Genomic DNA, 11862 nt, shown 5'->3' with positions numbered 1-11862 from the left:
ACTCTCGGTCAAGTTAGCTTTGTCCGACCAAACCATATTTTCTAACCATCCCTCGTAATTGGTGATAGCTCAAGCCAAGTAGCTCGGCTGCTTGTCGTTGATTAAACTTGGCTTCTTCCAATGCACGATTGAGTAAATGGATATCTTGTTCCTCTTGCCATTGTTTATAGTCTAGAGGGAATTGGATGGTGTTGCTTGATGCTTCCTCTTCTTGTTGTTCTGCTTGTTTTGCACTATGGCCAAGCGCGCTGTGCCAAACCGTTTCAAAGGGATTGAAAACCAGTTCATCAATTGGGTGAGCATTCAGACCATGTTGGTAAATCGCACGTTCAATCACGTTTTTTAGTTCGCGGACGTTACCGGGCCATTCATATTCAATAAGCGACTGCTGCGCTTTTGGGGTAAAACCGACAAAGTATTCCAGTTGCAGTTCACGACACATTTTCATCGCGTAGTGCTCTGCTAAAGAGAGAATGTCTTCTTTGCGCTCGCGAAGAGGCGGCAACATAATGACATCGAAGGCTAGCCTGTCGAGCAGATCTGCACGAAAATCACCTTGCTCTGCCAATTTTGGTAGGTCGGCATTGGTTGCACAAACAAGTCGAACATCCGCATTTAGAGCGGTATGACCGCCAACTCGCTCATATTCACCATATTCAATGACACGTAATAGCTTTTCTTGAACTAAAAGTGGTGCGGTTGCCAGTTCGTCAAGAAACAAAGTACCGCCCTCGGCACGCTCGAAACGCCCTTTATGTTTACCTTTAGAGCCCGTGAAGGAGCCGGATTCATGTCCAAACAATTCGGAATCTATTAGCCCTTCGCTTAATGTCGCACAGTTGAGTGATAGTAGTGGTTTATCCCAACGTCTTGATAAATAATGCAAACGCTGAGCGATGAGTTCTTTACCCGTACCTCGTTCACCAATGATGAGGACAGGGCGCTCAATGGGTGCAAGTTGTGATACTTTATCTAGTACAGCGAGAAAAGCAGGTGATTCACCAATCAGGTTTTGCTTCATAAAGTCCTTCTTATTTAACAGCCGAGCCATGATTTAGAGATAGAGTTGGTAAATTTCACCAACAGTTGGTGAAAAACATCATAGCACAATAGTGTGTAACGACAACAAAATGAATAACAATCTGATTTAAAAGAAAATTATAAGTTGGCACGTTACTTGTTATATATTCAGGGAGACACAAGGTTAATCACCACCTTGTCGAGTTTTAATAGGAAAAAAGAGGAGTTCCGTTATGGGTATTTTTTCTCGATTTGCAGATATCGTTAACTCAAACATCAGTGCATTACTGGACAAGGCGGAAGATCCTGAAAAAATGATCCGTCTTATCATTCAAGAAATGGAAGACACACTTGTTGAAGTGCGTACTAACTCGGCTAAAGCGATTGCAGACAAGAAAGAGTTGGCTCGTAAGGTTGAAACGTTAGAAGAGCAAATTGGCGAATGGGGCCAAAAAGCGAGCTTAGCATTAGTTAAAGAGCGTGAAGATCTAGCTCGTGCAGCGTTAATTGAAAAGCAAAAGCTAGAGCAAGTGATTAAGGGCCTCCACACTGAGCAAACCTTAGTGGAAGAAACGATCGATAAGCTTACTGGCGAGATTGGTAAGTTGGAAAGCAAAATTGCTGAAACGCGCGCAAAACAGCAAGCACTAGCAATTCGTAACCAAACTGCATCTAACCGTCGTGATGTGCAAAAACACCTGCACACTAGCCGTACTAATGAAGCGATGGCGAAATTTGAGCAGTACTCACGTAAAGTGGATGAAATGGAAGCGGAAGCAGACCTGTATGCTCAAACTGGTAATGCTAAATCGCTAGAACAAGAGTTTGCAGAGTTGCAGGCACAAGACGAAATTGAAAAAGAGTTGGCAAAACTGAAAGAACAGATGTCATCGAAAGATAAATAAGAAAGGAGCCATTTATGTCGGCATTTTTTATAGCAGGACCAGTGATTGTCTTTTTAATCTTTGTCGCTCCACTATGGCTCTTCTTACACTATCGCAGCAAACGCAAAACAGATAGTGCACTGTCGAGCCAAGATTTAGAGCGCCTTCAGGTACTATCTGAAAAAGCGGAAGCGATGCAGTCCCGAGTTGATACATTGGAGCGCATCTTGGATGCTGAGTCACCAACATGGAGACGAAAGTATGAATAATCGAGAACTGTATCGTGATCCAGTAAATGGCAAAATCTCCGGTGTTTGCGCCGGAATTGCCAACTACTTTGGTGCAGAAGTTTGGTTGATTCGTATTGTAGTGATTTCTGCAGCGCTGTTAGGTGGTACGTTTTTGGTATTGTTAGCGTACATCGCGATGGCGTTTATGTTAGAAAAGCAACCAGTAACGTATTCTGAAAATATCAGAGCTCAGCAAGAGCATACGCTCAAAAGTAAGCCTTGGCAGAAAGGGCAAAGCCCTGATCAACTGCTCAGTGTGTTGGAAAGGGATTTTGACCGTCTTGATGGCAAAATTCGTAACATGGAAGCTTATGTTACGTCTGATACATATAGGGTGAACAGAGAATTCAGTAAGCTCTAGGCATTTTGTATCCAAAGAAGATTTAACTGAAGCAGGCATAAAGCCTGCTTTTTTATCACAAATTACTAATTTTAAAGCACTATTAATCTTTTCTGCTCTGGAAGTTCGTTCAAAATTCATCTACTTTAAAAATAATCCCCCAATTTTTATGGATGAATGTAATGAGAAAATTGCTCATTCCTATTGCCATCTCGGCTGTCTTGTCGGGGTGCGGTAAAGAACTTCCTCCTGTTCCTGAACCTGAATCGCGCCCTGCGAAGCTATTTACAGTATCTGTTGGCAATGCCCAGTTTGAGCGACATTTTCCTGCCACGACGGAAGCTGGCGATAGAGCAGTACTGACATTTCGAGTTCCTGGGCTTCTTCAAACGATAGAAGTGAATGAAGGTCAAGTCGTCAGTAAAGGTGATGTTTTGGCGTCATTAAACCCAGATGAATATTCTCTGCTCGAACAGCAAGCTCGGGCAAATTTTTTGCTCGCAGATGTGCAATACAAGCGATACCAAAAGCTACGTAAAGACCAAGTAGTATCTGAGCAAGATTTTGATGAGGCAAAAGCGAATCACAACTCGGCAAAAGCTCAATGGAATCAAGCAAAGGCAAACTTAAGGTATACCAAACTTGTCGCGCCATATGATGGCACCATTTCGTACATTCCAGCAGAAAACCATGAATATGTTGCCGCGAAAGAAGGGGTGATGAATATTCAGTCCAACCAACTCCTCAAAGTGATATTCCAAATCCCAGACTATCTTCTAAATCGTTACACGCAGGGGAGCGATGTCTCTGCCAGAATGATATTTGATGCGTTCCCCGAGCGAGCCTTTGATTTAACCTTTCAGGAAATCGATACAGAAGCCGATCCTAAAACGGGCAGTTACAAAGTCACGATGGTCATGGAACGGCCAGCAGAAATAGGCCTTTTGCCGGGAATGTCTGGCAATGCTTACCTCCTGTCCAAAAGTGCAGGAGCGACAAAGATTCCTAACTCTGCGCTGCTAGTAGAGAACGGCAAAACATACGTTTGGCGTGTCGATGAGCAAGGCATTGTGTCCAAAGCCGCAATTGAGATGAATGACAAAAATCAAGTGTTAGCTGGGCTTAACGATGGCGACCAAATCATTATCTCGGGTGTCAGTGTAATTGAACCCGGAATTAAGGTAAGAGCGTGGATTAAGGAAAGAGGGTTGTAATATGAAAGGAATCATCTCTCTAGCGACTTTACTTTCAACGCTTTTTCTCGTCGGCTGTGGGGATAAGGCGCCAGAAAAAGAGCTCGAAACGCCACGAGTTAGGGTTACGTCATTAGCGGGAAACAAGGTGGACGACAACTTGTACTTCCCTGCGGTTGCGAATGCAGCGGATCGCTCTCATTTGAGCTTTAGAGTGGCAGGAGAAGTCAGCAGCATCATGGTAAAAGAGGGCGACAAAGTCACGAAGGGTGATGTTATTGCAACACTAGATCCCACTGACTATGAGTTGGATGTAGATAATGCGAGTGCGCGTTTTTCTGTTGTCGACAGTCAGTATCGCCGCTCACGCCCTTTGGTTGATAAAGGCCTATTAGCTAAGTCTCAGTTTGATGAAATTGCAGCACAACGACAAATCGCCTTAGTTGAGCTTCAGTTAGCCAAACTTCGTCTATCATTTACTGCCTTAAAAGCGCCCGTGGATGGGATTATTTCGCGAGTTAATATCGACCAATTCGAAAATGTTCAAGTCGGACAGCATATCGTTAATATTCACAGCTTGGAGCGAGTCGAAGTGTTGATTCAGCTTCCTGACCGCCTCTATGTGAACCAACCGCCAACGGAAGAAAGGCTTACCGCGATCAAAGCATTAGTGCGCGTGCCCAGTGGTAACGAATATAACGCGACGGTAAAAGAATTTACAACCGAACCCGACCCAACAACAGGTACGTTTACTGTCACACTGTCGCTTCCTATGCCGGAAGAAGAGTACATCCTAGATGGTATGGCTGTTGAGGTAACTTCTAAAGACGAGAATGTTGGGCTTGATCTCAACCTAGGAATTAATGTTCCTATCGAAGCCATTTTTAATGCGGATGGTGACGAGCTGGGGCGCGAAAACAAATTTGTTTGGGTACTGAATGACGACAATACGGTATCGCGCAAACAGGTGCGAGCAGGTAAGGCATCTAAAACGTCCATTCAAATCCTTGATGGTCTCATGCTCAAAGACAAAGTCGTGATTGCCGGTGTTTCTCGATTAAGGGATGGCATGAAAGTGGAAGTGATACAGGAAATGGCTACGCAGGAGGTCGGTCTATGAGCGATCTTAATAAATCAGTGCCTCAAAGTGATGATGATGTGACCGGTATTGCTGCGTACTTCATCCGAAATCGCGTCATCAGTTGGATGGTCGCACTGATATTTTTGATTGGTGGTATCGCCGCATTCTTTGGTTTAGGGCGTCTTGAGGACCCTGCTTTTACTATTAAAGATGCGATGGTAGTGACCTCTTACCCTGGTGCGACACCGCAACAAGTCGAAGAAGAAGTGACGTACCCAATCGAAAAAGCGATTCAGCAGCTTACTTATGTTGATGAAGTAAATTCGATTTCTAGCCGGGGATTATCTCAAATCACGGTCACGATGAAGAACAATTATGGCCCTGATGATCTACCACAAATTTGGGATGAGTTGCGCCGTAAAGTGAACGACCTTAAAGGGACGTTGCCTCCAGGTGTGAATGAACCTCAAGTGATCGATGATTTTGGTGATGTTTACGGGATTTTGTTAGCGGTGACTGGCGACGGTTATAGCTATAAAGAGCTACTGGATTACGTCGATTACTTACGCCGAGAGCTCGAACTGGTTGATGGCGTGAGTAAAGTTTCGGTATCCGGGCAACAGCAAGAACAAGTTTTCATCGAAGTATCGATGAAAAAGCTGAGCAGTATAGGTCTTGCTCCGGATACCGTGTTTAATCTTCTTTCGACGCAAAACGTGGTTTCTGACGCAGGAGCGATCAGAATTGGTGACGAGTACATCAGAATTCAGCCGACTGGCGAGTTCCAGAGTGTGGAGGAGCTGGGTGATTTGTTAATTACTGAGTCGGGCGCTCAGGGGCTCATTTTCTTGAAAGATGTGGCGGAAATAAAACGCGGGTATGTAGAAGTACCGAGTAATGTTATTAATTTTAACGGCAGCCTTGCACTGAACGTGGGTGTTTCTTTTGCTGAAGGCGTCAATGTGGTTGAAGTCGGAAAAGCGTTTGATCATCGCCTTGCCGAGCTAAAGTACCAACAACCTGTCGGTATCGAAATCTCGGAAATTTACAGTCAGCCTAAAGAGGTGGATAAATCGGTTAGCGGTTTTGTTGTCAGCTTGGCTCAAGCTGTCGGTATCGTCATTATCGTACTTCTGTTCTTTATGGGGCTACGTTCTGGGCTACTTATCGGTTTAATCTTGCTGCTGACGGTGCTGGGTACGTTCATTTTCATGAAGTATCTCGCGATAGATTTACAGCGGATTTCATTAGGTGCCTTGGTTATCGCATTGGGTATGCTGGTGGACAATGCCATCGTTGTGGTTGAGGGGATTTTGATTGGTACTCAAAAAGGGCGAACTCGACTCCAAGCAGCGACCGACATTGTTACCCAAACCAAGTGGCCATTACTTGGGGCAACTGTGATTGCGGTAACTGCATTTGCGCCAATTGGACTGTCTGAAGACTCGACGGGCGAATACTGTGGCACTTTATTTACGGTTCTGCTGATCTCTTTAATGTTGAGCTGGTTTACCGCTATCTCGTTGACACCATTCTTTGCTGACATCTTCTTTAAAGGCCAGAAGATTAAACAAGGTGAAGGGGAAGAAAATGATCCATATAACGGGGTTATTTTCGTTATTTATAAAAAGTTTCTTCAGTTTTGTATGCGTCGTGCTTGGTTTACCGTTGTGGTGCTGATTGCGGGATTAGCGGCAAGTGTTTACGGGTTCACCTTTGTGAAGCAAGCGTTTTTTCCATCGTCGACAACGCCTATTTTTCAGTTAGATGTATGGATGCCAGAAGGAACTGATATTCGAGCAACCAACACAACGCTTAAAGAGTTAGAAAGTTGGTTAGCTAAGCAAGAGCATGTTGACCATATCACGACGACCGCGGGTAAAGGCTTACAGCGCTTCATGTTAACGTACGCGCCAGAGAAAAGTTATGCGGCTTATGGTGAGATAACCACTCGCATGGAAAACTACGAAGCGTTAAAACCATTAATGGCGAAGTTTCGAGAGTATTTAAAAGCCAACTACCCAGAAATCAATTACAAGCTCAAACAGATTGAGTTAGGCCCTGGTGGTGGTGCAAAAATTGAAGCTCGCATTATTGGCTCAGATCCAACCGTCCTTCGTACGATAGCCGCTCAGGTCAAGGACATCATGTACGCCGACCCTCAGGCAACAAATATCAGGCATGATTGGCGTGAACGAACCCAAGTTCTTGAACCTCAGTTTAACGAGAGTCAGGCACGTCGCTATGGCATTACCAAATCAGATGTCGATGACTTCTTGTCCATGTCATTCTCTGGAATGACGATAGGCCTTTACCGAGACGGCACGACGCTCATGCCTATCGTGGCTCGTTTACCTGAAGATGAACGTATTGATATTCGTAACATTGAAGGCATGAAAATATGGAGTCCAGCACAGAGTGAGTTTATCCCACTTCAACAAGTCACAATGGGTTACGACATGCGTTGGGAGGATCCTATCATCGTACGTAAGAACCGTAAGCGTATGCTCACTGTGATGGCAGACCCTGATATTCTAGGTGAAGAAACCGCATCGACATTGCAAAAACGCTTACAGCCCCAAATCGAAGCGATTCAATTACCACCAGGTTATTCCTTAGAGTGGGGTGGTGAATACGAATCTTCAGGTGATGCTCAAGAGTCACTGTTTACTACTATGCCAATGGGGTACTTGTTCATGTTCTTGATCACTGTATTCCTATTTAACTCTATCAAAGAGCCACTCATTGTTTGGCTTACCGTACCGCTGGCGTTAATTGGCGTCACCACTGGTTTGTTGGCACTCAACACGCCGTTTGGTTTTATGGCATTGCTCGGCTTCTTAAGCTTATCGGGAATGGTGCTCAAAAATGGCATCGTATTACTGGACCAAATTGAAATTGAAATGAAGTCCGGTAAAGAGGCTTATGACGCGGTCGTTGATGCTGCGGTAAGTCGCGTCCGTCCCGTTTGTATGGCTGCTATCACGACGATCCTTGGTATGATCCCACTGTTGCCAGATATTTTCTTCAAACCAATGGCGGTTACGATTATGTTTGGTTTGGGTTTTGCGACAGTCCTGACACTGATTGTCGTGCCAGTGTTGTATCGTTTGTTCCATAAAGTGGCAGTACCGAAACAGGCTTAGTGCTACTGATATAACGATGAAAAATATCGCGCCTCTAGCTCATCAGTTAGAGGCGCTTTTTAAGGAAGAATAATGACAGAACAAAAAACGTGTGCGTGGGCGATGAATCACCCATTAGAGCGCGAATATCATGATTCCGAATGGGGCGTGCCAGTATATGACGACCAAGTCCTGTTTGAATTTATTACTTTGGAAGGTGCGCAAGCTGGTCTTAGTTGGATCACCATCCTTAAAAAGCGCGAAGGTTACAGAGAAGCGTTCGAGAATTACGATCTAGATGCGTTGGAACAAAGAAATGAAGAACGCGCTGAATACATCGTGGAAAACTTCGATGTTGTAAGGCATCGCGGAAAGATTAACTCGGTTTTCAGTAATGCCAAAGCGGCCAAAGCGTTAATTGCTGAATACGGAAGTTTATCAGACGCGTTGTGGCAGTTCGTGGACGGCGAACCAATCATTAATCAATGGCAACATATGAGTGACGTGCCAGTTTCGACAGAGCAATCCAAAGCCATGAGTAAATTCCTAAAAAAGAAAGGCTTCAAGTTTGTCGGTGAAACCATCTGTTATGCTTTCATGCAAGCCGTCGGCATGGTGGATGACCATATCGTTGGATGTCCTAAAAAGCAGAATAAGTAACGTTTGGCTATTAAGCTAATGTTGTTAGTTCTGGCTATCATGAATACGTTCCAAAGCTTCGATTCGACGCCATTGAGTGGCATCGAAGCTTTGTTTTCTTAAAGCAATGATTTCTGACTGTTTTTCGTCTTGCCCTAGAAAATCTCTATTCAGAATATTTTGACGCTGCTTTAAGTAAGTGGCGAGTTGAGTCTCAAATGATTCTCTTTGCTCATCAAGTTTTTGCAGCCTCTGCGCTCCGGCATCTCCTACCAGAGCAACACGGGCGATGTACTTGTCTTGTGAATCAAGCTGAGAAGCTTGCTCGAGCTGCTTTGCTAATGCGTTATTGCGTTCACTTTCTCGTATGTAATCCGGTTGTTCTGATAACGCTTGATTGAGAAGGTGTTCTTGACTCTCGATATCCGATGCCTGTGTTTTAATCGTCAGCTTTTCTAAAGCAAGTTGGTGAAGTCGGTTTTCTTCGTCAAACAATTGGGTTATCTGCGCCTCGCTAAAGTATTGAAGCTGTAAGTTCAGTATTGCTTCATTCAGCATGGTTAACTGTTCAAGCGTTAGGTGATTGTGCTCAAAAGGCTCTAATGCAGAGAGTGCTTGCTTGTAGGAAAGGTAGGTTTGAAAAAGTTTGGCATCAATATTCAGAGTTTGCTTTGCTAAAGTGTCATCATTGACTTCCGCTTTGATCGTATCGAGATCTTCTTCGCCCAGCCGGCTAAGAGAATATTCGAAGAAATCTTTTGGGGAAGAGACATCGGCGGCTATATCTTGCTGAGATGGCGAATGGTTAGAGGTTATCTCTTGTTGTTTGTCGCTTTGCAACAGAGAAAGCGCTCCCACGCCAAATATCGAGAGCAGGATAAAAGTGGTGAGAGCGACTTTCTTCATTGTGATGACCTCTTATAAACCTTGAAGTTTGAGACGATTTGCATGTTGGCGATAAAGCGTGACTGGATCGGTTTCAAAAAGATGATGAATACCGAGTAGACCGTTAATTTCATCCAAATGGTTCATTTGATAATCATCACGTATGACTTTGCCTAAATGTGTGCTGCACGCACCAACTAAGCCATCATTCGGCCCATCAAAGGCTAAGCCAAGTACCATCATGGCAGCGTCAGTCGGATCGAAAACGTTTGTAAAAGTGGATGATCCGGTCCATGAGTAGTAATAAACGCCATTTGAAGCTAGCAAGTCGCCATTACCACATTCACTGGTAGGGACTCCCTCTGGGTAGTGCTGGTTAAACGCCAATGATCCTTCCGTGGTCAAGGCTGCTAATGAGGCTAAAGGGTCTTGGTCGAGATCAGAACCACCTGATAGAAGATTAACAAGAGTGGTTAAACCTTGCGCCAGTTTTACCGCGAGCTGCTCACTCCCCGAACCCTCAGATACGGTGCCACGAACTAAATCGGCTACTTTAGACCCTTTATTAACGCCTCCTATACTCGTAACTGATGCGACTAGGTCAGGACGGACAGAGGCAACATAGCGCGTTGTTGGACCACCATGACTGTGACCAATGAGATTGACTTTCTCTGCGCCTGTAGCTGCAAGTAAGGTTTCTACTTGAGCAAGCAGTTGCTCCCCTCGAACTTCGCTGCTATTGGTCGCGGATACCTGTGCAACATAAACTTTAGCACCATCTTTTGTTAAGGAATGTGGTATTCCGAAAAAGTAATCAACGCCTGCCAGGGTATCAAAACCAAACAAACCGTGAACCAAGACAATCGGATACTTGGTTTGGGTATAACCTGTTGCAGCGTATACGGAGGTTATTGGGACGGTAACTAAGGTAAAAAGCATTAGCGCTATAAATTTGAGTTTCAAAACTATCTCCTTGTGGTATGACCTCTTATGAATGATAAAAAGTAGGAGAGAAACTCTAAATTTGAAAAGCCTATTTATGGCACATTATTTCATTCTGTGACTGCTCAATTGAAAAACAACACAAATGATTAACATTAATTAATGGTTCGGGCGAATGTTAGTTAATTCTAATTAAGTCAGAGGGTTATAAAAACGCCCCGCAATGCAGGGCGATTCAATCATTGTTATAGGGAGGCTTCTTTTTCAAGCATTAAGGCATTATAACGCGCAAAACCAGCCTCTAAATCAGCGATCAAGTCATTTACGTCTTCTAAGCCAATATGAATACGAACCAAAGTACCTTCAAAGTGTGGGTGAGCTACGGTTCTCAGGCTGTTAAAGCTCTTAGGTTCGTTAGCTAGAATGAGGCTTTCATAACCGCCCCAAGAGTAACCCATACTGAAGTGTTTCATACCATCAAGCAGAGCCGTCGTCGCTTTTGGATAAGACGTTTTGAGAACAAATGAAAACAAGCCGTTTCCACCTGTGAAGTCTCGTTTGAAAAACTCATGGCCAGGGCTTGTTTCTAAAGCTGGATGGCGGACATGATCAACTTCTGGGCGAGAAGCGAGCCACTGAGCGACTTTTAAACTGCTTTCTGCGTGCTGTCTTAGGCGAACATCCAACGTGCGAATACCTCGAAGACCTAGGTATGCGTCGTCAGGAGAAACGCACTGACCCATCAGGTAGCTTTGTTCACGAAGCTGATCCCAATACTTTTCAGAAGCCACAGCAGTACCTAGCATGACATCTGAATGTCCAACAATATACTTAGTTGCCGCTTGAATGGAAATGTCTACGCCATGCTCGAAAGGAGAGAAGTTCACGCCTGCTCCCCATGTGTTGTCAAGCATCACGATGATATCTTGCTCGTGGGCAATGCGCGCTAATGTAGGTACATCTTGGACTTCCATGGTTATTGAACCAGGAGACTCCAAGAAAAGGACTTTGGTATTCGGCTGAATCAAGTCTCGGATACCTTCACCGATCATTGGGTCATAATAGGTGGTTTCGATGCCCATTTTCTTCATTATGGTGTTACAAAAGTCACGAGTTGGTTCGTAACAAGTGTCCACCATTAGAATGTGATCGCCAGTTTCAACGAAAGAGAGGATGGCGTTTGAAATTGCTGCCGTTCCACAAGGGTAAAGCGCGCAACCAGCTCCACCTTCAATCTCAACCATTGCGTCTTGGAAAGCAAAGTGCGTGTTGGTGCCTCGGCGACCATAAAACAACGTTTTGTTTGCACGATTAATGGTGGCTTGGTTCTTTTCTGCAACGGTATTGAATACCACGGTTGAAGCGCGTTGAACGGGTGGGTTTACAACACCATTTGTCCACTTTTTATCGCGGCCAGCGGTAATGAGTTTGGTTTTTTTTCCCTCTGACATAAAAGTTCCCTG

General features: G+C 44.5%; 11 protein-coding genes. 7 read left to right on the top strand and 4 right to left on the bottom strand.

Annotated features, from left to right (window positions below; genetic code table 11):
• Positions 1 to 13 precede the first annotated feature (13 nt).
• Positions 14 to 1021: a phage shock protein operon transcriptional activator gene (gene pspF, locus R7P36_RS02380; protein ID WP_017820869.1), complete on the bottom strand. Its 1008-nt coding sequence runs from the start codon at positions 1019 to 1021 to the stop codon at positions 14 to 16.
• A 232-nt stretch (positions 1022 to 1253) separates the two neighbouring features.
• On the opposite strand from pspF, the gene pspA reads away from it, so the two are divergent.
• From pspA to R7P36_RS02345, 7 genes are all read left to right on the top strand, one after another.
• A complete protein-coding gene (gene pspA, locus R7P36_RS02375; RefSeq protein ID WP_005378119.1) occupies positions 1254 to 1925 on the top strand; it encodes a phage shock protein PspA in 672 nt (223 codons plus the stop codon).
• Positions 1926 to 1939: 14 nt separating this feature from the next.
• Positions 1940 to 2173 carry an envelope stress response membrane protein PspB gene (gene pspB / locus R7P36_RS02370; protein ID WP_005378117.1) on the top strand — a complete coding sequence of 78 codons (234 nt, stop codon included), beginning with the start codon at positions 1940 to 1942 and terminating at the stop codon, positions 2171 to 2173.
• Positions 2166 to 2555, top strand: coding sequence for an envelope stress response membrane protein PspC (gene pspC / locus R7P36_RS02365; protein WP_025766867.1), 390 nt, complete (start codon positions 2166 to 2168; stop codon positions 2553 to 2555). Before pspB ends, pspC begins: the two co-directional genes overlap by 8 nt.
• 161 nt (positions 2556 to 2716) lie before the next feature.
• Positions 2717 to 3748 carry an efflux RND transporter periplasmic adaptor subunit gene (locus R7P36_RS02360; protein WP_054577943.1) on the top strand — a complete coding sequence of 344 codons (1032 nt, stop codon included), beginning with the start codon at positions 2717 to 2719 and terminating at the stop codon, positions 3746 to 3748.
• A 1-nt stretch (position 3749) separates the two neighbouring features.
• Complete coding sequence (locus R7P36_RS02355) at positions 3750 to 4847, top strand: efflux RND transporter periplasmic adaptor subunit (RefSeq protein ID WP_149191914.1); 1098 nt, start codon at positions 3750 to 3752, stop codon at positions 4845 to 4847.
• Positions 4844 to 7954, top strand: coding sequence for an efflux RND transporter permease subunit VmeI (gene vmeI, locus R7P36_RS02350; RefSeq protein WP_017634672.1), 3111 nt, complete (start codon positions 4844 to 4846; stop codon positions 7952 to 7954). The genes R7P36_RS02355 and vmeI overlap by 4 nt, the downstream gene beginning before the upstream one ends.
• A gap of 72 nt (positions 7955 to 8026) precedes the next feature.
• On the top strand, positions 8027 to 8593 hold the full coding sequence (locus R7P36_RS02345; protein ID WP_017634671.1) for a DNA-3-methyladenine glycosylase I: 567 nt from the start codon (positions 8027 to 8029) through the stop codon (positions 8591 to 8593).
• A 24-nt stretch (positions 8594 to 8617) separates the two neighbouring features.
• On the opposite strand, the gene R7P36_RS02340 is transcribed toward R7P36_RS02345, so the two are convergent.
• The 3 genes from R7P36_RS02340 to R7P36_RS02330 all read right to left on the bottom strand — a co-directional run bounded on the left by R7P36_RS02340 (position 8618) and on the right by R7P36_RS02330 (position 11850).
• On the bottom strand, positions 8618 to 9478 hold the full coding sequence (locus R7P36_RS02340) for a lipase secretion chaperone (protein ID WP_149191913.1): 861 nt from the start codon (positions 9476 to 9478) through the stop codon (positions 8618 to 8620).
• Between the two features lie 12 nt (positions 9479 to 9490).
• Positions 9491 to 10396 carry an esterase/lipase family protein gene (locus R7P36_RS02335; RefSeq protein ID WP_201273795.1) on the bottom strand — a complete coding sequence of 302 codons (906 nt, stop codon included), beginning with the start codon at positions 10394 to 10396 and terminating at the stop codon, positions 9491 to 9493.
• A gap of 248 nt (positions 10397 to 10644) precedes the next feature.
• Positions 10645 to 11850, bottom strand: coding sequence for a cystathionine beta-lyase (locus R7P36_RS02330; protein ID WP_042522027.1), 1206 nt, complete (start codon positions 11848 to 11850; stop codon positions 10645 to 10647).
• Positions 11851 to 11862: the final 12 nt, after the last annotated feature.

It is taken from the genome of Vibrio sp. 397, from assembly GCF_033339395.1.
Classification (GTDB): Bacteria; Pseudomonadota; Gammaproteobacteria; order Enterobacterales; family Vibrionaceae; genus Vibrio; species Vibrio alginolyticus.
Note: the sequence above shows the minus strand (reverse complement) of the source record. Positions and strands in the feature narration are given on the sequence as shown.